General features: G+C 74.5%; 17 protein-coding genes. 3 read left to right on the top strand and 14 right to left on the bottom strand.

All coding sequences use genetic code 11. The features are described from left to right. Window positions 1-398: 398 nt before the first annotated feature. Window positions 399-3,428 (bottom strand): preprotein translocase subunit SecA, encoded by a 3,030-nt coding sequence (gene secA / locus ACK586_RS23085; RefSeq protein ID WP_409332864.1) that lies wholly within the window; start codon window positions 3,426-3,428, stop codon window positions 399-401. A gap of 59 nt (window positions 3,429-3,487) precedes the next feature. Between secA and ACK586_RS23080 the strand changes: the two genes are divergently transcribed. Together ACK586_RS23080 and ACK586_RS23075 are read left to right on the top strand one after the other, a co-directional pair. Beyond that, the gene (locus ACK586_RS23080; RefSeq protein WP_409332863.1) at window positions 3,488-3,880 is read left to right on the top strand and encodes a pyridoxamine 5'-phosphate oxidase family protein; all 393 of its coding nucleotides are present in this window, start codon (window positions 3,488-3,490) and stop codon (window positions 3,878-3,880) included. Window positions 3,881-3,973: 93 nt separating this feature from the next. After that, window positions 3,974-4,543, top strand: a complete 570-nt coding sequence (locus ACK586_RS23075) for a GNAT family N-acetyltransferase (protein ID WP_409332862.1) — start codon at window positions 3,974-3,976, stop codon at window positions 4,541-4,543. Between the two features lie 51 nt (window positions 4,544-4,594). Here the strand turns inward: ACK586_RS23075 and hpf are convergent, their stop codons facing one another. From hpf to ACK586_RS23010, 13 genes are all read right to left on the bottom strand, one after another. Beyond that, window positions 4,595-5,287 carry a ribosome hibernation-promoting factor, HPF/YfiA family gene (gene hpf / locus ACK586_RS23070; protein ID WP_409332861.1) on the bottom strand — a complete coding sequence of 231 codons (693 nt, stop codon included), beginning with the start codon at window positions 5,285-5,287 and terminating at the stop codon, window positions 4,595-4,597. 94 nt (window positions 5,288-5,381) lie between these two features. Then, on the bottom strand, window positions 5,382-6,146 hold the full coding sequence (locus ACK586_RS23065; protein ID WP_409332860.1) for a ComF family protein: 765 nt from the start codon (window positions 6,144-6,146) through the stop codon (window positions 5,382-5,384). 61 nt (window positions 6,147-6,207) lie between these two features. After that, window positions 6,208-7,908 carry an LpqB family beta-propeller domain-containing protein gene (locus tag ACK586_RS23060; protein WP_409332859.1) on the bottom strand — a complete coding sequence of 567 codons (1,701 nt, stop codon included), beginning with the start codon at window positions 7,906-7,908 and terminating at the stop codon, window positions 6,208-6,210. Continuing rightward, on the bottom strand, window positions 7,905-9,617 hold the full coding sequence (gene mtrB / locus ACK586_RS23055) for an MtrAB system histidine kinase MtrB (protein ID WP_409332858.1): 1,713 nt from the start codon (window positions 9,615-9,617) through the stop codon (window positions 7,905-7,907). The genes ACK586_RS23060 and mtrB overlap by 4 nt, the downstream gene beginning before the upstream one ends. A 61-nt stretch (window positions 9,618-9,678) precedes the next feature. Next, window positions 9,679-10,386 carry an MtrAB system response regulator MtrA gene (mtrA, locus tag ACK586_RS23050; RefSeq protein WP_409332857.1) on the bottom strand — a complete coding sequence of 236 codons (708 nt, stop codon included), beginning with the start codon at window positions 10,384-10,386 and terminating at the stop codon, window positions 9,679-9,681. A 111-nt stretch (window positions 10,387-10,497) separates the two neighbouring features. Next, complete coding sequence (ahcY, locus tag ACK586_RS23045; protein WP_409332856.1) at window positions 10,498-11,982, bottom strand: adenosylhomocysteinase; 1,485 nt, start codon at window positions 11,980-11,982, stop codon at window positions 10,498-10,500. 174 nt (window positions 11,983-12,156) lie between these two features. Further along, window positions 12,157-13,023, bottom strand: coding sequence for a GmrSD restriction endonuclease domain-containing protein (locus ACK586_RS23040; RefSeq protein ID WP_409332855.1), 867 nt, complete (start codon window positions 13,021-13,023; stop codon window positions 12,157-12,159). 83 nt (window positions 13,024-13,106) lie between these two features. Beyond that, a complete protein-coding gene (gene manA / locus ACK586_RS23035) occupies window positions 13,107-14,312 on the bottom strand; it encodes a mannose-6-phosphate isomerase, class I (RefSeq protein ID WP_409332854.1) in 1,206 nt (401 codons plus the stop codon). A gap of 87 nt (window positions 14,313-14,399) precedes the next feature. Beyond that, on the bottom strand, window positions 14,400-16,205 hold the full coding sequence (locus ACK586_RS23030; RefSeq protein WP_409332853.1) for a glycerol-3-phosphate dehydrogenase/oxidase: 1,806 nt from the start codon (window positions 16,203-16,205) through the stop codon (window positions 14,400-14,402). Window positions 16,206-16,273: 68 nt separating this feature from the next. Next, entirely contained in the window at window positions 16,274-17,227 is a 954-nt protein-coding gene (locus tag ACK586_RS23025; protein WP_409332852.1) for a DUF808 domain-containing protein, read from the bottom strand. A gap of 78 nt (window positions 17,228-17,305) precedes the next feature. Beyond that, window positions 17,306-18,451, bottom strand: a complete 1,146-nt coding sequence (locus tag ACK586_RS23020) for an SIS domain-containing protein (protein WP_409332851.1) — start codon at window positions 18,449-18,451, stop codon at window positions 17,306-17,308. Continuing rightward, a complete protein-coding gene (locus ACK586_RS23015) occupies window positions 18,448-18,681 on the bottom strand; it encodes a Trm112 family protein (RefSeq protein WP_409332850.1) in 234 nt (77 codons plus the stop codon). The genes ACK586_RS23020 and ACK586_RS23015 overlap by 4 nt, the downstream gene beginning before the upstream one ends. Continuing rightward, window positions 18,678-20,042, bottom strand: a complete 1,365-nt coding sequence (locus tag ACK586_RS23010; RefSeq protein ID WP_409332849.1) for a phosphomannomutase/phosphoglucomutase — start codon at window positions 20,040-20,042, stop codon at window positions 18,678-18,680. The genes ACK586_RS23015 and ACK586_RS23010 overlap by 4 nt, the downstream gene beginning before the upstream one ends. A gap of 835 nt (window positions 20,043-20,877) precedes the next feature. Between ACK586_RS23010 and ACK586_RS23005 the strand changes: the two genes are divergently transcribed. Beyond that, a partial coding sequence (locus ACK586_RS23005; protein WP_409332848.1) for a DUF222 domain-containing protein occupies window positions 20,878-22,551 on the top strand: 1,674 nt, incomplete at its 3' end.

The raw sequence follows: 22,551 nt of genomic DNA, 5'->3' as shown, positions 1-22,551 counted from the left end.
TGGATATTGCCCTCAGCAAGCAGCATCCTTGCAGGTCAGAGGCACCTTTCGTGCTCCCGGACCGGTCTTTAGATCATGCGCGGTGAAAGCCCCGGGCTAACGGCCGGGACCACTGCGCCCGTCGGGAGTTCGGACGCGATGTGGCCGAGGCCCTCAACGCACCCGCTCCCTGGCATGTCGAACCCAGACGGACTGGCGAGTAGGTCGTCACCCGGCCTCGCTTATGACCGCTTCCCCGGATAACCGTCAGCGCCAGGCAGCCTGCGGCTGACTCGGCGACTCCCGGCCCCGACTCAGTCCGCAGCCAGTCCGCAACCGAGCCGTCGACGGACAACCCCCACCATCGCTAGCAACGACATTTGCCCAGCTCAGCGGGCCTGCTACCGACTTTCGGCCAGCTACTTCGCCGCCCCGTGACAGAACTTGTACTTCTTCCCCGATCCGCAGGGGCAGGGCGTGTTGCGGGCCGGCTCCTTGGAGCCGGTCACCGTCGCCGTCTTCGCCGCCTTGGCCGCGCCGGTCTCCCGGGGCGAGGCGTCGAGGCTCGGCGCGGAGTACGTCAGGTTCTCCTGCCGCCGCGGCCCGTCGAGGCCCTTGACCGCCAGCTGGGGACCGGTCCCCGACGGCGCCTCCTGGTCCACCGGGGCGGGAGCCGGGGTGGCAGCGGCCCGCGCCGCCGGCTTCGCCGTCTTCTTCCCCGGCCCGGCACCCGCGCTGCGGCGCGCGGCCGGTGCGGCCGCACCCGGCGTCGTCGACGTGGTGCGGCCCGGCGACGTCCCCGCGGGCGCGCCGGCGGGCGCGGTCCCGGCACCGTTCCCGGCGGCGGCGGCCTGCTGGCGGGCCAGCACGCGGGCCGTCCCCTCCTGGGCGGCGGCGAGAGCCCTCGCCTCCGCCTCCGCCTGCTTGGCCCGGGTCTCCTCCTCCTGCTGCTCCTTGGTCTTGACCTCGAGGTTGAACAGGAAGCCGACGGACTCCTCCCTGATGCCGTCGAGCATCGCGTTGAACATGTCGAAGCCCTCGCGCTGGTACTCCACGACCGGGTCGCGGTTGGCCATCGCGCGCAGGTGGATGCCGGCTCGCAGGTAGTCCATCTCGTAGAGGTGCTCGCGCCACTTGCGGTCGAGGACGCTGAGCAGCACCCGCCGCTCGAGCTCGCGCATGACCTCGGCGCCGAGGGCCGACTCGCGCTCGTCGTACGCGCGGTGGACGTCGTCCAGCAACTCCGTCCGCAGCGTCTCGGCGCTCAGCGCGGCCTGCTCGCCGTCGGACGTCCGATCCAGCAGGTCCTGCCGGTCGAGCCCCACCGGGTAGAGCGCCTTGAGGCCGGTCCACAGCTGCTCGAGGTCCCAGTCCTCGGCGTACCCGACCTCGGTGGCGCCGTCGACGTAGGCAGCGACGACCTCGTCGAGCATGTGCTGCACCTGGTCGGCCAGGTCCTCGCCGTCGAGGATCTTGCGCCGCTCGTCGTAGATGACGGTGCGCTGCCGGTTGAGCACCTCGTCGTACTTGAGGACGTTCTTGCGGATCTCGAAGTTCTGCTGCTCGACCTGCGTCTGCGCGGACAGGATCGCGCGGCTGACCATCTTCGACTCGATCGGCTGGTCGTCGGGCACCCGGAGGGTGTTCATCATCGACTCGAGCATCGGTCCGTTGAACCGGCGCATCAGGTCGTCGCCGAGGGAGAGGTAGAACCGCGACTCCCCCGGGTCGCCCTGCCGCCCGGAGCGCCCGCGCAGCTGGTTGTCGATGCGCCGGCTCTCGTGCCGCTCGGTGCCGAGCACGTACAGCCCGCCGGCCTCCACGACCTCCTCGTGCTCGTCGGTGACCTGCTGCTTCGCCTTCTCCAGCGCGTCGTCCCAGGCCGCCTCGTACTCCTCCGGGGTCTCGGTCGGGGTGAGGCCGCGGGCCCGGAGCGTCTCGTCGGCGATGAACTCGGGGCTGCCACCGAGCTGGATGTCCGTGCCGCGGCCGGCCATGTTCGTGGCCACCGTGACCGCCCCCAGCCGTCCGGCCTGGGCGATGATCGACGCCTCGCGCGCGTGGTTCTTCGCGTTGAGCACCTCGTGCTTGATGCCCTGCCGCAGCAGGTACTTCGACAGCAGCTCGGACTTCTCGACGCTGGCGGTGCCGACGAGCACCGGCTGCCCGGCCTCGTGCCGCTCGGCGATGTCCTCCACGACGGCCTCGAGCTTGGCCTTCTCCGTCTTGTAGATGACGTCGGACCGGTCGATGCGGACCATCGGCCGGTTCGTCGGGATCGGGACCACGCCCAGCTTGTAGGTCTGGGAGAGCTCGGCCGCCTCGGTCTGGGCGGTACCGGTCATCCCCGAGAGCTTCTCGTAGAGCCGGAAGTAGTTCTGCAGCGTGATCGTGGCGAGGGTCTGGTTCTCGTCCTTGATCTGCACCTTCTCCTTGGCCTCGATGGCCTGGTGCATGCCCTCGTTGTACCGCCGGCCCGACAGCACGCGGCCGGTGAACTCGTCGACGATGAGCACCTCGCCGTTGCTGACGATGTACTGCTGGTCGCGGTGGTAGAGCTCCTTGGCCTTCAGCGCGTTGTTCAGGTAGCTGATCAGGGGGGAGTTGACCGCCTCGTAGAGGTTGTCGATGCCGAGCTGGTCCTCGACGAACTCCACGCCCTCCTCGGTGACGGCGACCGTGCGCTTGGCCTCCTCCACCTCGTAGTGCACGTCGCGCCGCATCAACGGCACGATGCGGGCGAACTCCTGGTACCACTTGCCGGCCGACTCGGCCGGGCCGCTGATGATCAGCGGGGTGCGGGCCTCGTCGATGAGGATGGAGTCGACCTCGTCGACGATCGCGTAGTGGTGCCCGCGCTGGACCAGGTCGGCCTTGCTCCAGGCCATGTTGTCGCGCAGGTAGTCGAAGCCGAACTCGTTGTTCGTGCCGTAGGTGATGTCGCAGGCGTACTGCTCGCGGCGGTGCGCCGGCCGCTCGCCGGAGAGGATCGTCCCGACCGACAGGCCGAGGAAGCGGTGCACCCGGCCCATCCACTCGGCGTCGCGCTTGGCGAGGTAGTCGTTGACGGTGATGACGTGCACGCCCTCGCCGGTGAGCGCGTTGAGGTAGGCCGGGAGGACGCCGGTCAGCGTCTTGCCCTCACCGGTGCGCATCTCGGCGATGTTGCCCAGGTGCAGCGCGGCGCCGCCCATGATCTGGACGCGGAAGTGGCGCTGGCCCAGGGTGCGCGTGGCGGCCTCCCGGACGACGGCGAACGCCTCGGGCAGCAGCTCGTCGAGGGTCTCGCCGTCGGCGTAGCGCTCCTTGAACTCGTCGGTCTTGGCGCGCAGCTCGGCGTCGGTCAGGTCGACGTAGTCGTCGGCCAGCGACTCGACCGCGTTGGCGATCTTGTGCAGCCGACGGACGATCTTGCCCTCACCGGCACGGAGGATCCTCTGGAACACCACGACCCCAGGGTAGGCGGCCCGGCTCGGTGCACGGCCATCCCCACGCATACCCTCCGCCGGTGGCTTCCGACCCGCGCACCCTGGGCCCCGGCACGCTCAGCTTCCTCACCGAGCGGCACCTCGCGACGCTGACGACGTTGCGGGCCGACGGCAGCCCCCACGTCGTCCCGGTCGGGGTCACCTTCGACCCCGCGACCGCGGTCGCGCGGGTCATCACCTCGGGCACGTCGGCCAAGGCCCGGCACGTCCGCGCCGGGCAGTCGCGCGTCGCGGTCTGCCAGGTGGACGGCCGGCGGTGGCTGACGCTCGAGGGGACGGCGCTGGTGCGCGACGACGCCGCGTCGGTCGCCGACGCCGTGGACCGCTACGCCCGCCGCTACCGCCAGCCGCGGGAGAACCCGGCGCGGGTGGTCATCGAGATCTCGGTCGACCGGGTCCTCGGCAACGCGTAGCGGGAGGACCCGTCCTCCGCACCCGCTCGCCGGCTCGGGGCGAGCGGGGGACGCCGGCCGGAAAGTCGCTGGACACCGCGTGACGATGGTCTGGTGACCCCTCCGGCGGACCTGGACCTCAGTGGCGTCGACCTGATCACCGAGGTGGTGCGCACCGAGCGTCTGGTGCTGCGCCCGCACCGGCCCGACGACGCCGAGGCCGTGTTCGCGGCGTGCCAGGACGCGGGCATCCAGCGCTGGATCACCGCCATCCGCCTGCCCTACGACCGCGAGCAGGCCCGGGCCTGGGTGTCGGAGGTGGCGCCGGCCGAGCGCGCCGAGGGTTGCGGGATGCCGGTCGTCGTCGAGGCCGGCGGCGTCCTGGTCGGCTCGGCGGGAGTCCACTTCCGCGGGGGGCGGCTGGGACCCGAGGTCGGCTACTGGATCGCGGCGCCGGCACGGGGACACGGCTACGCCGCGGAGACGGCGCACGCGCTGGCGGAGTGGGACCTGGGCCTGGGGGCGCCGCGGGTGCACCTGGTCGCCGACGTCGGCAACACGGCCTCGCAGCTGACCGCCGAGCGCGCCGGGTTCCGGCGGGAGGGCGTCGTGCGCGGGTGCCTGGACGACCGGTCGGGCCGGCGGTCCGACGCGGTGCTCTACGGCCGGCTGCCCGGGGACTGAGTGCCGGAGCCGCTCGGTGACCGATCCGCCACCGAGCGGCTCCGGCGGGACTCAGACGGAGGCCGCCACGGGCTCGGCGGGCGCGGTGGCTCGGGACGGGTTCTCCTCGGAGGGCACGTCGACCAGCCGGATGAGGCCGTAGTCGTAGGCGTGCCGGCGGTAGACCACGGTGGGCTGTCCCGTGTCCGCGCAGTGGAAGAGGAAGAAGTCGTGGCCGACCAGTTCCATCTCGTGGAGGGCCTGGTCGACGGTCATCGGGACGGCGGGGTGGTGCTTCTCCCGGACGACCTGCCCGGGCAGGTGCTCGTCGAGCCCGGCATCGAGCGGTTCGCCGTCGACGGCGCCGTCCGCGGTGGACGGCGAGGGCGCGACGGGGGGCAGCGCATCGACTGTGCTGGCGCCGACCCGCACGGTGGCCGGGGTCCGCCGGCCGTGGTGCACCCGGCGGCGGTCGGCCGCCCGGCGCAGCCGGTTCTCGAGCTTGCTGCAGGCGAGGTCGAGCGCCGCGTAGAAGTCCGGGCCGGCGGCTTCGGCACGGACGACGGGGCCCTTGCCCCGCAGGGTGATCTCCACGCGCTGGCACTGCGCCGACTGCCGTGGGTTCTTCTCGTGGAACAGCTCGACGTCCATCCGGAGCATCTTCAGCTTGCCGTCGAAGCGGTCGAGCGAACCGACCTTGTCCTCGACGTGCTGGCGGTAGTGCTCCGGCACTTCGACGTTCCGGCCGCGGACAACGATCTCCATGAGACCTCCCGGGTGTACGGGGTTGTGTCCGGTTGAACGCTAGTCGTCGGGCAGGTGTCCCGACAGTCGATCAGTCGCACCCACCGGCCCCTGGTCACCGGTACTGCGCGGTCCGCCCTGGTGGGGTCGCCGACGGCCGCCCGGCGACCCGTCGCGGCGTCGCGGCGACCACCGCGGCGAGGACCGGCGTGTCGGCCGGGCACGCCCCGGCGAGCACGGCCGCGGCCTCGGTGAGCGTGGCGCCGCTGGTCACCACGTCGTCCACGAGCACGACGAGGGTGCCGGGTGGGGCGGCGGCACCCGGGCGGCGCGCGAACGAGCCGGCCAGGTTGGCGCGCCGCTGCCCCGTCGAGAGGCCCGCGGAGTCGGCCACCCGGCCGGACCGGCGCAGCAGCCGTCCGGAGCCCGCGGGCACGCCGGCGGCGCGGAGCTCGCCGACGGCGGCGCGGGTGAGCTCGCCGACGTGGTCGCGCCCCCGGGTGCGCAGGGCCGCGCGGGTCGCCGGCAGCGGCACCAGCAGCACCGGGGTGCGCGGACCGGCGGCCCGCACCCCGGCCCGCACCGCGGCGACCGCCAGCGCGAGCGCCGCGCCGAGCGGGCGGGCCAGCTCGGCGCGGCCGTGCTCCTTGAAGGCGTTGACCGCCGGCCGCACGGACCCCGCGTAGACCGCGGCGGCCACCGTGGGCGGGAAGCCGGGCGGGAACCGGCGCGGCTGGGCGAGGTGCGGGACGGCGAAGGCCGCCGCACACCTCCGGCACAGCAACGCCCCCGGCACGCCGCAGCCGGCGCAGATGCGCGGGAGAACCAGGTCCGCGAGGCTCTCGGCCAGCGCGGCGGCCAGGTCCCGGGCGGCGTGCACGCCCCACCCTGCACGGCGGGGCGTCCGCCACCGGAGCCCGCCCGCCCTCCTGTGGACGGCGCTACAGCGGGAAGAACGGCTCGGTGCCGGTGACCGCCGGCTGCCCGCGCAGCAGGGTCAGCCACGTCCCGCCGGACAGCTGCCACATCGAGTTCCCCGCGCTGACCAGCGGCTGCTGGCTCGGAGCGGCCGCGATGGCGGTGGGCTGAGCCGGCAGACCAGCGGTGGACACGGCGGTGAGATCCGAGCCGTCGACGCCGAGCGAGTAGGGGATACCGCCTCCGTCGGGACCGTCGGCGGCGAGGACCAGCAGCCGTTCGGCGGCGCTCCAGGCCACGTCGCTGACCCCGGCCAGCGCGGGGGCCACGGGCCGGAGGTCACGGAGGGTCACCGGAGCGTCCTCCTCGCGGGACACGGTGCCCACGTGCAGCCGGCCGTCCACGACCACCGCCGCGCGCACGCCGTCCGGGGAGAGCTGCAGGACCGAGACGCGGCCCAGGGCCTCCAGGGAGGGCGCGCTGACCGTCTGCGGCGGGCCCTCGGCCGGGACGCGGACGACCTCCGCGCCGTTGCGGACGGTCCAGAACTCGCTCCGCGTGCCGGCGACCGTGGGGCTCGTCAGCGGCCCGCCGGGCGGGAGCACCGGCGTCAGCTCGGCGCCGTACAGACCGCGCAGCAGGACGGTGCGCTCGGCGGTCAGGCCGACCATCGAGGACAGCTCCCCGGTGCGCGTGTCCGCCGAGACCGCGGCCGACGCGAGGCCGTACTCGCCGTTCCCGGCGGGACCGGGGGCGGGGGTCCCGTCGGCCAGCCGCAGCGCGCCCGACTCCACGTAGTGCCCGACCGCGTCGAGCGGCGCGGCCTCCGGGTCGAAGCCCGGCCAGTCCTCGACCGACTGCAGGACCGGCACGCCCTCCAGGCGCAGCGGCTCGCCGTCCACCAGCAGCTGCACCGACGGCGCGCCGGGCAGCTGGTGCAGCGTCCACACCAGCTGGGCGCTGAGCACCGACAGCTGCGGAGGCGCGAGGTCGGCCACGCCGGAGAGGTCGACGGTGACGGACTGCCCCTCCGCGGACACCGACCGGACCAGCCGCGCCCCGGCCAGCAGGTTCTCGACGCCCGGGGCCAGCGCCGGCGACGGACCGGCCAGCAGCCGCTCCACCAGCGCCGTGGGCTGCGCCTCGCCCTCGATGAGGTAGCGCAGGTCGGGCACCACCCGTTGCAGGGTGGGGTCGACGAAGTACAGCGACCGCTGGTCGTACAGGCGGTCGAAGTCCGGCTGGGCCATCCACAGCCCGGGGGGCGGATTGCTGATCCGCCACTCGCCGTCGACCTCCTCCACGGCGAACGACCACGTGGCGACCGCCTCGGCCTCGCTGACGGTGAACGCACCCCGCTGGTCCACGGTGCCGACGAGGTCGGCGGTGACCGCGACGGTCCCGGCGCTCTGGGTGACGGTCGCGTAGTCGGGGGCGATGATCGCCAGAGCGCTGTCGTCCGCCCAGGACCGCGCCGCCTCCGGGGTCAGGTACTGCCGGGCCACCGGGTGGGTGCGGGCGGTGCTGGCCGCGGCGCTGATGAAGCCGCGGACGATCTCCTCCGGCGCCGCGCCCTCCTCGGGCTCCAGCGGCTCCAGCCCCACGGCCTCGGGGGCGCGGGCCGGCTCCTGGGTGATCTGCACGGTCGGGGAGCTCGAGGGGACCGTCGAGCAGCCGGCCAGCAGCAGCGCGCCGACCAGCGCTCCGATCACGCGGCGGCTCACGCCGCTCCCCCGGGACGGCGCACGATCGCCGGGCGCAGCGGCAGCGGCGAGCTGGTGAGCTCCGCGCCGGCGGTCAGCGGCAGCGTCAGGCGGAACTGGGCGCCCAGCCCCGGCGAGCCCCACACCTGCAGCCAGCCCCCGTGCAGCCGCGCGTCCTCGAGGCTGATCGACAACCCGAGGCCGCTGCCTCCGACGGTGCGGACCCGGGAGGGATCGGCCCGCCAGAAGCGGTCGAAGACGTGCTGGACCTCGGCCGGGCTCAGGCCCACCCCGAAGTCGCGGACGGTCAGGGCGACCGCCGCCCGGTTCGCCGCCCAGGTGATCTCGACCGGCCGCCCGGTGCCGTGCTCGATCGCGTTGCCCACCAGGTTGCGCAGGATGCGCTGCACCCGCCGGGCGTCGACCTCGGCGATGACCGGCTGGGCGGGGCCGCTGACCCGCAGCTCGCAGTCGTGCATGGCCGCGAGTGCCGACAGGTCGCCGGTGACGCGCCGGACCAGCGCGCCGACGTCGGTGGGCTCCCAGTCCAGCACCGCGGCGCCGGCGTCGTAGCGGCTGATCTCCAGCAGGTCGGTGAGCAGCGACTCGAAGCGGTCGAGCTCGGCGTGCAGCAGCTCGGCCGACCGCGCGACGTGCGGCGGGAAGTCACCGCGGGACTCGTGCAGCACCTCGGCGGCCATCTGCACGGTCGTCAGCGGGGTGCGCAGCTCGTGGCTCACGTCGGAGGTGAACCGCTGCTGCAGCTGGGAGAGCCCCTCCAGCTGGGTGATCTGACGCTGGAGGCTGTCGGCCATCGCGTTGAAGCTGGTGGCCAGCCGGGCCAGGTCGTCCTCGCCGCGGACCGCCATCCGCTCCTCGAGCTGGCCCTCGGCCAGCCGCTGGGCGGTCCCCGCCGCCCGGCGCACGGGGTCGACGACCAGCCGGGTGACCAGCACCCCGATGCCGACGACGAAGAGGGTGAGCGCGACGCCGCTGATCACCACCGTGCTGCGGATGCGCGAAAGGCTCTCCTGCTCCTGGTCGAGGGGGAAGGCGTAGTAGAGGTCGACCCGCTCGTCGGCCACCGTGTCGACCGTGACCGGCGCGCCGATGAGCAGGGTCGGCTGCGGCTCCCCGTCGGTGTCGGGCACCAGGGCGTACTGCGAGAACTGGCCACCCGAGGCCACGCCGGCGCGCAGCTCGTCCGGCAGCGCGGTGAAGACGGCGCGCCGGCCCGCGGGGAGCTCGCGGTCACCGGTGCGGTGCACCATGACGACGTCGAAGTCACCGGCCGAGCCCGCCCGGCTCTTCAGGCCCTGCACGGTCCGGTCCAGGGTGGCGCGCAGGCTCGCGGAGTCGCCGGTCGCGATGCCGGCCACCTCGTCACGGGCGTAGACCACGCCGGCCTGCGCCTGGTCGATCGCCGCGTCCCGCTTCACCGACAGCAGCTGGTCGCGGATCTGGCTGAACAGCACCATGCTGACGATCACCACGACGGTGCCGGCCACCACCATGGTGATGGCGCCGATCCGCACGTGCAGCGACGAGCGCCAGGCCTGCGCCGCCGCCTGGGCGAGCCGCCGGACCGTGCGGCGGGTGCGCGCCGCACGCACCTGCAGCCGGCGCTGCAGCCGGGCCACCGGGCCCGGGCCGCGCGACGGCGTGGCCACCGGGTCCGGCGCCGCCGCGACGGAGGGCGGCGCGGGGGCGACCGGCGCCTCCGCGGGCACGGGCCGAACCGTCATCGAGCCCCGACCACGGTGCCCGGGCCGTGCCCGCGGGCCTGCCCGCTCACGGCGGGCCGGCCTTGTAGCCCACCCCGCGCACGGTCAGCACGATCTCGGGCCGCTCCGGGTCGCGCTCGATCTTGGCGCGCAGCCGCTGGACGTGGACGTTGACCAGCCGGGTGTCGGCTGCGTGCCGGTAGCCCCACACCTGCTCGAGAAGCAGCTCGCGGGTGAACACCTGGCGGGGCTTGCGGGCCAGCGCGACGAGGAGGTCGAACTCGAGCGGCGTCAGCGCGATGGGGACGCCGTCCCGGGTGACCTGGTGGGCCGGCACGTCGATGGCGATGTCGCCGATGGCGAGGTTCTCGGCCTGCCCGGACTCACCGCGGCGCAGCTGGGCGCGCACGCGGGCGACCAGCTCCACCGGCTTGAACGGCTTGGTGACGTAGTCGTCGGCGCCGGCCTCGAGGCCCTGCACGACGTCGATCGTGTCGCCCTTGGCCGTCAGCATCACGATGGGGACGCTGGACTGGGTGCGGATGTCCTGGCAAATCTGCAGGCCGTTGCGGCCGGGCAGCATCAGGTCCAGCAGGACGATGTCCGGCCGGGTCTGCTGGAAGACACCCACCGCCCGGTTGCCGTCGGAGACGAAGGCCGGCTCGTAGCCCTCCCGGCGCAGGACGATGCCGAGCATCTCGGCGAGGGCGGCGTCGTCGTCGACGACGAGGACGCGGCCGCGGCTGGGCCCGTTCGAGGCTGCGGTGGATGCCACGGGCCCATTCTGCGCTGATCGGGCCCGAGAACGGCGACACCCGCCCGGTCGGATGACCGGACGGGTGTCCCCGATCCGCCGAAGTGGCCACTCCGGCGGGCTGTCAGGTGCTCAGTAGCGGTAGTGGTCGCTCTTGTACGGGCCCTCGACGGGAACGCCGATGTAGTCGGCCTGCACCTTGGACAGCTCGGTGAGCTTCACGCCGAGGGCGTCGAGGTGCAGCCGGGCCACGTGCTCGTCGAGCTTCTTCGGCAGGACGGTGACCGTGGGGGCCTTGCCCTCGTAGGCGGCGCGGTTCCCCCACAGCTCGATCTGGGCGAGCACCTGGTTGGAGAACGAGGCGCTCATCACGAAGCTGGGGTGCCCGGTGGCGTTGCCGAGGTTCAGCAGCCGGCCCTCGGAGAGCACGATGATCGTGTGGCCGTCCTCGAACCGCCACTCGTCGACCTGCGGCTTGATCGTCGTCCGCACGACGCCCGGGGTGCGCGCCAGGCCGGCCATGTCGATCTCGTTGTCGAAGTGGCCGATGTTGCCGATGATCGCCTGGTGCTTGGTCGCGGCCAGCTGCTCGGCGGTGATGATGTCCTTGTTGCCGGTGGCCGTGATGATGATGTCGGCCTTGCCGATGACCTCGTCGAGGGTGGTCACCTCGTAGCCGTGCATGGCCGCCTGCAGGGCGTTGATCGGGTCGATCTCGGTGACGATCACGCGGGCGCCCTGGCCGCGCAGCGACTCCGCGCAGCCCTTGCCCACGTCGCCGTAGCCGCAGACGACGGCGACCTTGCCGCCGATCATCACGTCGGTGGCGCGGTTGATGCCGTCGATCAGCGAGTGCCGGCAGCCGTAGAGGTTGTCGAACTTGCTCTTGGTGACCGAGTCGTTGACGTTGATGGCCGGGAACAGCAGCCGGTTGTCGCGGGCGAGCTCGTAGAGCCGCATGACACCGGTGGTGGTCTCCTCGGTGACGCCCTTGATGGCCTCTCCGATGCGGGTCCAGTACTGCCCGTCCTCGGCGAGCGTGCCGCGGAGGACGTCGAGGATCACGCCGTACTCCTCGGAGTCGGCCTCGGTGGTGTCCGGGACGACGCCGTCGGCCTCGAAGCGGGTGCCCAGGTGCACCAGCAGGGTCGCGTCGCCTCCGTCGTCCAGCAGCATGTTCGGGCCGACGACCGCGGCGCTCTCGTCGCGGAACTCGAACAGCCGCTGCGTGCACCACCAGTACTCCTCCAGCGTCTCGCCCTTCCAGGCGAAGACGGGGACGCCGGCCGGGGACTCGGGAGTGCCGTCCCCGACGACGATCGCGGCGGCGGCGTGGTCCTGGGTGGAGAAGATGTTGCAGCTGACCCAGCGGACGTCGGCGCCCAGCGCGGTGAGCGTCTCGATGAGGACGGCGGTCTGCACGGTCATGTGCAGCGAGCCGGCGATGCGGGCGCCGGCCAGCGGCTGCTCGTCGCCGTACTCGGCGCGCAGCGCCATCAGGCCGGGCATCTCGTGCTCGGCGAGGGAGATCTCCTTGCGGCCGAAGGTGGCCAGGGAGAGGTCGGCGACCTTGAAGTCACCGTCGGACAGGACAGCGGTGCCGGAAGGGGCAGTCATGTCGCTCCAGGGGTGAGGCCCGCGGCGCGTGCGCGGCGGGTCCAGGTGCGGGGAGAAGCGAGCATGCCGAGGCCTCGGCGGGGCTCGTGCCGTCTTCCAGGGTAACCCGCGGGTCCCTCGCCGTCAGGACGCCGTCGTCAGGACGCCGCCGTCGGGCCTCTCGCCGCCCCCTCCTCAGCCCTCGCAGCCGATGCCGTCGCGGTCCCCGTCGAAGGCGGGGTCCCAGCCGGGCTCGCCGCGCCGGATCGGCGCGGCGCCCGCCGCCCGGACGGCCGCGCAGTCGGCGTAGACGACCGGCGCGTCCGGCGCCGGCGCCCCGCCCGGCGGCGCCCCGCCGGGCAGTGGCTCGTCCGGGCAGCCGGCCAGCACGCCGGCGACGGCGTCGCGCTCCGCCGCGGTCACCCAGAGGCCGTACTCGAGCTTCACCGCCACCTGGCGGGCGACGTACGCGCACCGGTACCCCCGGGCGGGCGGCAGCCAGGTCGCCGCGTCGCCGTCGCCCTTCTGCTGGTTGAGCGGCCCGTCGACGGCCAGGAGGTTGAGCGGGTCGTTCGCGAAGGCGACGCGGGTGCCGGCGTCCCACTGCTGGGCACCCTTCTGCCAGGCGTCGGACAGCGCGACGACGTGGTCGATCTGCACGTCGTCGCTGGTGTCCTGGCCGCGCCGGAACTCGATCGTCGTCCCGGAGTAGGGGTCGGCGAGGGTGCCGCTCTGCACGACGCACCCGCGGGTGCCCGGCCGGAACGTCTCCCCGCTCAGGTCGCGGGCGAGGACGTCGTTGCGGGTGTCGCAGCCGTTGCGGTCGGTGTCCACCCAGCCGGACCCGAACTCGTCACGGCTGTAGCCGGTGGTCGGGGCCCTGCCCCGGACCTGAAGCTCGTCCAGCGCGGCGAGGGCGGTGCCCGGACGCGCGCCCTCGACGGCGGCGCCGACCGTGTCGCCGGTGTCGCTGCCGTAGGTCACCTCGCACCCGCCGAGGACGCCGAGGACGGCGGCCGCCAGCAGGGCGAGCGCGGGGCGCGACGGCCCGCGGGTGCGCACGGCGCAGACCTCCTACCGGTGCGGTGGTGCCGGACCGGAGGACGCTACGTCCGCGTCTGCCCCGTACCGGGCAGACACGCGGGTCAGCGGAGGTTCGTGGTCGTCCGGTAGAGGACGGCGGGACCGCGGGCGTGCACCGGCTCGCCGGCCGGCACGAACGCCGACTCGCCGCGGCGCAGCACGAGCTCCCCCTCGCCGGCGGTCAGCACCGCCTCGCCCTCGGTGCACAGCAGCACCTGCGGGCCCCCGGTGGTCAGGCTGCCCGCGTAGGCGTCGAGCTGGCAGCGGGTGAGGTCGAAGTCCTCGACCGGCACCGGGTAGCGCAGCCCACCGGGGCCGAGCACGGGGTGCAGCACCGGGACCTTGCCGTCGGTGAAGTCGAGCACCTCGATCAGCGCGGCCAGGTCCACGTGCTTGCGGGTCAGCCCACCGCGCAGCACGTTGTCGGAACTGGCCATGACCTCCACGCCGGCGCCGCACAGGTAGGCGTGCAGGTTGCCCGCGGGCAGGAAGACCGCCTCACCCGGGGCGAGCTTGAGGTGGTTGCACATGAGCGAGATGACCACGCCGGCGTCACCCGGGTAGGCCTCGGCGAGCCGGGCGGCCCAGCGGTAGGTGTTGATGAACTCCGGGTCGGCGGCCGCCACGAACTGCCCGGCCCGGCGCGCGACGACGTCGACCAGGTGCGTGCGCCGCTTGCCCGACAGGGCGATGAGCTGCGGGATGGCGGCGCGCAGGCCGCCGCGGGCCAGGGCGGCGATGGTCGGCTTGAGCTCGGGCAGCTGCAGCTTGGCCAGGCAGTGCAGGGACTCCTCGACCGGCCGGAAGCCGCACAGCGCCTCGAAGGTGGTCAGCGCCAGCAGCAGCTCCGGCTTGTGCCAGGGGTCCTTGAAGGTGCGGGTCGGGTCGTCGTGCGGGATCCCGGCCGCCTCCTCGGCCGCGTAGCCGGCGACCGCCTGCTCGATCGTGGGGTGGGCCTGCAGCGACAGCGGGGCCTCGGCGGCCAGCACCTTCATGAGGAAGGGCAGCCGGGCGCCGAACCGCTCGACGACCTGCGGTCCGAGCAGCCGCTGCGGGTGCTCGTCGATCGCCTTGTCCAGCGGCCGGCCGTCGGCCAGCAGGCTGGGCAGGTCGGGGTGGGCCCCCATCCAGAGCTCGGCGTGCGGCAGGTCGGCGGGCGCGGGACGGCCGAGCAGCTCGGGGATGACGGTGTGGCTGCCCCACGGGTAGTGACGCACGTTGCTGGTGAGGTGCCACATCGACGAGGAGGTTACCGGCGAGTTGGGCACCAGGGTTGTGTATCCCACCGTCCGTCCCGGCACATCACCCGACGGAGGTGCTGTCCCGCGTGCCCGGCCCCACGCGGCCGGTCGCCGTCACCCCGCGGCGGCGCGGACGTCCGGAGCGCCGAGCCTGGCGGCGTCGGCGGTGCGGTCGTCGGGCATCCGCTGCGACTCGCGTTCGGCGGCGACCCGCGCCTCGTAGTGCGCCACCTCGCGGTCGGTCCGCTCGGCGTCCCAGCCCAGGACCCCGGCCATGAGCCGGGCGACCGCCGGGGCCGACTCCGTCCCGCGGTGCGGCGTGGTGATCGACACGCGGGTGCGCCGGGTGAGGACGTCGTCCAGGTGGAGCGCACCCTCGGCGGTCACCGCGTGCACCACCTCCGCGGCCAGGTGCGCCGGCGCCCCGGGCAGCGGCCGGGCGAGCTCGGGATCGGCGGCGGCCAGGGCGAGCACCGCGCCGACCTTGTCGCCGTGCCGCTGCAGCAGCCTCGCGACGGCGTCCTCGGCGAGCCCGGCCGCGGCGGCCAGGTCGGGAGCGGCGTCCTTCACCGCGGCCCAGCGGTGTGCGCCGACCAGCGGCAGGTGCGCCGTCCGGGACTCCGGGACGCCGGGCAGGCCGGTGGTGGCGGCGTCGACGGCGTCGGCCGCCATGACCCGGTAGGTCGTGTACTTGCCACCGGCGACGAGGACCAGGCCGGGCACGGGGGTGACCACGGCGTGCTCCCGCGACAGCCGGCTGGTCTGGTCGGCCTCGCCGGCCAGGAGCGGGCGGAGGCCGGCGTAGACGCCGACGATGCGATCGGGGGTCAGCGGCCGGGCGAGCACCCGGTTGAGCTGGCCGAGCAGGTAGGCGATGTCGGCGCTGCTGGCTGCGGGGTGGTCGCGGTCGAGCCGCCACGGGGTGTCGGTGGTGCCGACGATCCACTGTTCACCCCACGGGATGACGAACAGCACGCTGGTCGGCGTCCGCAGGATGAGGCCGGGCCGGGTGCCGCCCGGGCCGCCGCCGGTGGTGACCCCGCCGGGGAGGTCGCCGCCGTCGATGGCGTCGCGGGGCACGACCAGGTGGACGCCCTTGCTCGCCCGCACCCGCAGGCTGGGTGCGGCGGCGCCGAGCATCTCCCCCACGTCGTCGCTCCACACCCCGGTGGCCGCGATGACGCTGCGCGCGCGGACCACGAAGGAGGAGCCGTCGGTCAGGTCGGCCACGCGGACGCCGACGACCGGCGCCGCGTCGCCCGCACCCGTCCCGTCCCCGCCGCCGTCGCGCAGGACGGCCGTGACGCGGGCGCCGGAGAGGACCGCGGCCCCGTAGGCCGCGGCGGTGCGGACGACGGCGAGGGTGTGCCGGGCGTCGTCGACCTGCGCGTCCCAGTAGCGGATGGCGCCCCGGATCGCGTCGCGGCGCAGGCCGGGGAACTCGGCCAGCGCGGCGCGGCGGGACAGGTGCCGGTGGGTCGGGACGCCGCGGTCGGCGGTCAGCGCGGCACCGAGGGTGTCGTAGAGGGCGACACCGGCGCCGTAGTAGGCCCGCTGCCAGACCGGCGCGGTGAGCGGCAGCAGGAACGGCAGCGGACGCACCAGGTGCGGGGCGATCGTGGTGACCAACCGCGAGCGCTCCTGCAGCGCTTCGTGCACCAGGGGGAACGCGAACTGCTCGAGGTAGCGCAGGCCGCCGTGGATCAGCTTGCTCGACCGGCTCGAGGTGCCGGCGGCCCAGTCCCGGGCCTCGAGCAGGCCCACGGACAGGCCGCGGCTGGCCGCGTCCAGCGCCGCACCGGCTCCGGTGACGCCGCCGCCGATGACCAGGACGTCGACGACGCCGTCGGCCAGGCGGGTGCGGTCGGCCCGCCGCCGGCCGGGCGACAGCAGCGTGCGGTCGCTGGTTCCCCGTTCCATGTCCTCCAATGTCCCCCCACCGTCCGCCGGCGGGCGGCGGGCCGTGTCCGCGCGCCGGTGTCCGCCGCTCAGTGGTGCGCCGGCCGTCCCTTGCGCCGCAGCCGCAGCCGCTGCACCAGCATCACGACCGCCACCAGGATCGCGCCGACGACGAGCCCCACGACGGCGCTGCCCAGGGTGTCGACCAGCCAGCGCACCACCCCGCCGAGCGCGCCCGTGGCGTCGTGCGCGGCGTCCTCCAGGTGGTGCACGACGTCGTAGAGCAGGTCCCAGCCCAGCTCGTGGCTGCCCACCAGCAGGATGTGGCCGCCGACCCAGAGCATCGCCGCGATGCCGATCACCGTGAGGGCGGCGAGGAGCCGGGGCATGGCCTTGACCAGTCCGCGGCCGAAGCGGGCCGTCGCCCCGGCTCCCCGCTGGGCCAGCCGCAGCCCGGCGTCGTCCATCTTCACGATCAGCCCGACCGCGCCGTAGACCAGCGCGGTGATCGCGATGGCGACCACGATCAGGGTGAACAGCCGGGCCACGAACGGCTCGTCGGTGACCTCGTTGAGCGAGATCACCATGATCTCGGCCGAGAGGATGAAGTCGGTGCGCGTCGCGCCGGCGACGATGGTGTCCTCGTCGGCCAGCTCGCCCTCGCCGGCGCCGTGGCCGTGGGAGTGCCCGCTCACCTTCTCCCAGAGCTTCTCGGCGCCCTCGTAGCAGAGGTAGGCCCCGCCGACCATGAGCAGCGGGGTGAGCAGCCCCTCCAGGAACTGGCTCAGCAGCATGATCGCCGGCAGGATGAAGATGAGCTTGTTGCGCAGCGAGCCCTTGGCGATGCGCCAGACGATGGGGATCTCGCGCTCGGCGGCGAGCCCGCGCACGTACTGCGGCGTGACCGCGGTGTCGTCCACGACGACGCCCGCGGCCTTCGCGCTGGCCCTCGCGGCTGCGGCGCCGATGTCGTCGACGGACGCCGCGGCAGCGCGCGTGAGCGTGGCGACGTCGTCGAACAGGGCTGCCAGTCCACCGGCCACGGGAGGTCCTCTCGCTCGCTGCGCCGTCGTCGTGCTCGTTCGATGGTGGGGCGTCCGGCCGCGTCACGCGACCGGGTCTCAGGACCGCAGTGCCCGCTCCTGGTCGAGGGCCAGCGCGAGGTAGACCGCGCTGAAGTCGGCCACGGCGAGCTGCCGTGCCAGCCGGCACGTCCGCCCGTACCGCTCGGGCTCGCCGTGCTCGGCCAGCCCGCTCACCGGCACGTTCGCCGCGGCGGCGGTGCGCAGCACCTCGTTCATCGCCTCGGCCGCCGACCGCGGCTCGCGCTCCCCGCCGCCGTCGAGGTCACCGGCGTCGTCGTCGCGGATGGTCAGCAGCCGCAGCCGCCGTCCGGCGTCCTCGGCGCGGTCGCGGAAGAAGTCGTCGTCGCCGTCGCGCGGGGCCAGCGGCCCGCCCAGCACCGAGCGGGCGGCCACCCGCTGGTCGGGCAGGCGGAAGGTGGCCACGGGCAGGCCGGCGAGGGTCTCGAGCTGGTCGGACACGCGCGCGGCGGCCGCGCCGGCCAGCGGCCCCTCCGCGGCGATCACCGGCAGCGCGTCGAGCAGCTCGAGGGCCAGCGACTTGGCCGGGTTCACGAACGACTCCTGCGCGGGCCCGCACTCTCGCGCCACCTCGTCCAGGGCGTCGGCGACCGCGTCCAGGGCGGCCACCTCCTCGGACACGAGGCCGAGACCGGTGGCGAGCTGGAGCAGCGGGGTGAGCAGCGACCACAGCGTCGTGTGCTGCACCCGCGACCGCGGCAGCGGGACGTAGGGGGCCCGGGCGCTGGAGCACGCGGCGCGCAGCGGGGCGTCGTCGGCGCCGATCCCGACCAGCGTGACACCGCGCCGCGCGGCCTCGTAGGCGGGGGCGACGGCGTAGCGACCGGCGCCCGTCCGGGTGGCGACCACGGCGATGTCGCTGGGCCCGGTCCACACCGGCAGGTCGGGGCCCGGGACGACGTCGACGGTCACCGGGCTGGCCGGCCCGAGCAGGGCCCGCAGCACCGACGCGGCCACGGCGCCCTCGCGGCGGGCCACGATGACCAGGCCCCGGGGACGGCCGCCCTCGGTGACGCGACCCAGCCCCGCCTCCTCCGTCAGCCGGGCCGTCTCGCGAACCTGCGCCCCGGCTCCGGCGACGGCGAGCAGGAGTCCACGCGGATCGCGGGCGCGCAGCACGTCGAGGTCGTCGAGGACCTCCTCGGCCAGCTCGGGCGACGTCATGCGCCGGCGGTCCCCTGGCGCTTCCCCAACTCCTCCGGGCCCCGGCGGCGAGCCTCGTCGAGAAGCAGCACCGGGATGCCGTCGCGCACCGGGAACGCACGGTCGCAGGTCGTGCACAGCAACTCGTCCGCGGCCTCGTCGACCTCGAGCGGGCTGTGGTGGGTGTCGGGGCAGGCGAGGATCTCCAGCAGCGCGGGGTCCAGACCCAGGGGTCCTGTCGTTCCGGTCATGCGCGCACCATCTCCAGTACTCGGTCCCGCAGCCGTTCCATGGCCACGGTGTCGGGTGCCTCCACGTTGAGGCGCAGCAGCGGCTCGGTGTTGCTCGCCCGCAGGTTGAACCAGGATCCGTCGGGCAGTTCGACGGTCAGCCCGTCCATGTCGTCGAGCGAGACGCCCTCGACGTCCTCGTAGGCGGCACGCACCTCGGCCGTGCGGGCAGCGGCGTCGGTCACGGTCGAGTTGATCTCCCCCGACGCGGCGTAGCGGCTGTAGGCGGCGGTGAGCTCCGACAGCGGCCTGCTCTGCTCACCCAGGGCCGCCAGCACGTGCATCGCGGCCAGCATGCCCGTGTCGGCACGCCAGAAGTCGCGGAAGTAGTAGTGGGCCGAGTGCTCCCCGCCGAAGACGGCGTCGGTGCGGGCCATCTCCGCCTTGATGAAGGAGTGCCCGACGCGGGTGCGCACCGGTACCCCGCCGTGCTCCTTCACGATCTCGGGCACGGCGCGGGAGGTGATCAGGTTGTGGATGATCGTCGTCCCGCGACCCTTCGCCAGCTCCCGGACTGCGACCAGTGCCGTGATCGCCGAGGGGCTGACCGGCTGGCCGCGCTCGTCCACCACGAAGACGCGGTCGGCATCACCGTCGAAGGCCAGACCGATGTCGGCGCCCTCCCGGACCACGGCCGCCTGCAGGTCGACGAGGTTGGCGGGGTCGAGCGGGTTCGCCTCGTGGTTGGGGAAGCTGCCGTCGAGCTCGAAGTACATCGGGACGACGTCCAGCGGCAGTCCGGCGAGCACGACGGGGACGGTGTGCCCGCCCATGCCGTTCCCGGCATCGACGACCACCTTGAGCGGGCGGATGCCGGTGAGGTCGACCAGGGACCGCAGATGGGCGGCGTAGTCCGGCAGCAGGTGGCGCTGGCCGATCGAGGCCTGCCGGTCCGGCGTCCGGTCGTAGCTGTCGCGCTCGGCCCACTCACGGATGGTCGCGAGTCCGGACTCCTGCCCGATCGGGGCGGCGCCGGCGCGGCACATCTTGATGCCGTTGTACTCAGCCGGGTTGTGACTGGCGGTGAACATCGCGCCCGGGACGTCCAGCGAGCCGGCCGCGAAGTACAGCAGGTCGGTCGAACCGAGCCCGGCCTCGACGACGTCGACCCCGCGCGAGAGCACCCCCTCGGCGAAGGCCCGGGACAGCGGGACGGACGAGTCGCGCATGTCGTGCGCGGTGACGACAGCGCTGGCGCCGCTCTCCGTCCGGACGAACTCGCCGAAGGCCGCACCGATCCGGCGGGCGACGTCCTCGTCCCACTGGTCGGGGACCACACCGCGCACGTCGTAGGCCTTGATGATCGAGCTCAGGTCACCCACGTGTCAGCTGCCCCTCGCCGGATGTGGCGCCCGCTCCGCGGCGGGCGCCGGTCGATCCTAGAAGCACCGCGGTCCTCCACCGCCTGCGGGAACGACGGCCTGCGCGCGCCCGTCGGGCCGGTTGCCGCACGAGGCAGCCGGGTCAGGGGTCGGAGTGGCCGGGAGCCGGCCGTGAGCCCGTCGCATGGCCGACACCATGCCCCACGGAGCAGCCCTCCGGCGCCGGGCCGTCCACAGGCCACTGCGCTCTCCACAGTCGCATGTTCGCTGGTCACAGCACTGAGCAGCGGCTAGTATCGAACGCGTGTACGAAGCCTCGGCGGTTGACGGTGACGGTGTCCTGTCGCCGGTCGAGGTTGCCGTGGGCGAGTTGGTCGAGGGGTTGGCGGACAGTCGCTGGGAGGTTCGCCGGCCACCTGGTCAGTGGATCCTGGAGGCGTTCCACCCGCACGGGAGCGGCGCGCTGGTTGCCGCGGTCGGTCGCGCGCTGGCGGAGTCGGCGGCGGCAGAGACCCCGTCCCCCTCGCCCCCCTCGTCCCCCTCGTCCTCCACGTCCCCCGCCTCCCCCACGTCCGCTTCGTCCCCGTCGTCCACCTCGTCCGTTTCGTCCGCCTCGTCCGCGCCGGCGGCTGTCGTCGCGCACGAGGACGTACCGGCTGACGCCTCGACCGGCGAGCCGCCGTGCGCCCCCGCCGGCGATGCGCCGGCCTCGCCGGTGGCCACTGCTCCGGCACCTGGGGGTGGAGCGGTCGGTGCGCCGCCCGGCGCCACCGTCGGTGCGCCGGCCGGCGCGGTGGTGCCGTCTGCGGCTGGTGTGACGTCGGTGGATGGGCGGGTGCGGTTGCTGGAGGAGGGGGCGGGCTGGCTGGACGTGGCGGTGGATCTGGAGCGGGGGTTGGCGCAGTTGGCCGGGGCGCGGGTGCGGGCGGTGGCGGCGTTCGCCCGGTGCCGGCCGGCGGCCTGGGACCGGCAGCCCGGGGAGGTGGGGGCGGCGTCGGCGGCGTCGCGGGCGGCGCGGCCGGCGGTGGTGGCGGCGGTGAGTGAGTGGGCCGCCGATGAGCTGGGCGCGCGGTTGCGGTTGCCCGGGCCGGCCGCGGCGGAGTTGCTGGTCGAGGCGGTGGAGCTGGTGGAGCTGTTGCCGGGCACGCTGGCGGCGTTGGAGGCCGGGGACATCTCCTGGGCGCAGGCGCGGGCGTTGGTGGAGTTGCTGCGGCCGGTGGCGGTGGGCAAGAAGGCGGCGGTGGAGGCGCGGGTGTTGCCGCGGGCGCCGGGTCAGACGGTGACTCAGTTGCGCCAGTGCACCCGGCGGGCGATCGCCCGGATCGACGCCAATGCGTTGCTGCGCCGGCTGGAGCAGGCCGTCCGGGAGCGGAAGGTGACCTGCCAGGCCGGGCAGGACGGGATGGCGGTGTTGTCGGCGTGGCTGCCCGCGCCGGTGGCGCGGGCCTGCTGGGAGGTGCTGCGCGCCCACGCCCGGGCGTGCGCGGTCGACGCGGAGGGGCGGGCGGATCCGCGCAGCCTGGATGAGCGGATGGCCGACTGCCTGGCCGATCTGATCCTGCGCCCCGACGCCGCCGGCCGCTCTCCGGTGCAGGTGCTGCTCACGCTGGTGGCCTCGGTGGACACGCTGACCGGGACCGGGCCCGACGCCGATGAGCCCGGTGAGCTGGAGACAGACACCGTGCCGGCGGCGCTGGTCCGCGAGCTGGCCCACACCCTGGGCCTGCTGCCCCGCCCCACGAACCAGACCACTCCCAGCGACCCGACCCAGCCGGCCGATCCGGCCGAGCCCACCGACCCGGCCGACCCGACCGACCCGACCGACCCGGCCGACCCGGTCGACCCGACCGACCCGGCCGAGGCGGCTGACCCGACTGATCCGGCCGACGCGGCTGACCCGACTGACCCGACTGACCCGGCCGATCCGGCCGATCCGGCCGAGCCGGCCGAGGCGGGTGAGGCCGCGCCGGGGGCAGACGACCGCGCCGGGGACGGCTCGGAGGAGCGCAACACCGGCACCGGCACCGGCACCCGACCTGACTCCGCCGCCGAGGACGAGAGCGACGACTGCAGCGGCGCCGACGGCGAGGATGTCGGCAGCGGCGGCGACGGCGACGATGTGGGCACCGAGGGTGGTGGCGGTGGCGGTGGCGCCGATCGCGTTCCCGGCGCCGAGAACCTGCCCGGCCGTGCCGCGCCGATCCCCACCGGCCCGGCAGAGCCGACCCGTGCGGGCCCGACCCCGGCAGAGCCGATCCCGGCGGGGTCGACCCGTGCAGGCCCGCCCCCGACGCAGGGCGCGGCGGAGGGCGCGGCGGAGGGCGCGGCGGAGGGTGCCGCGGGGCTTCCCGCGGCGCAGGTCGCAGCGGGGGCCCGGGCTTCCGCCGCGCTGGCCGCCGCCGCCGCCGCGCCGCCCGGCCCGGCCGGGCAGGCGGCGACCGCCGGGGCCCGGCAGGCGCTGGCCGCGCTGCTGGACCTGCGCCGGCTCACCGACACCGCACTGGCCCAA

The sequence above is a fragment of the Trujillonella humicola genome (assembly GCF_046233715.1).
In the GTDB taxonomy this organism is placed as follows: domain Bacteria; phylum Actinomycetota; class Actinomycetes; order Mycobacteriales; family Geodermatophilaceae; genus Trujillonella; species Trujillonella humicola.
Note: the sequence above shows the minus strand (reverse complement) of the source record. Positions and strands in the feature narration are given on the sequence as shown.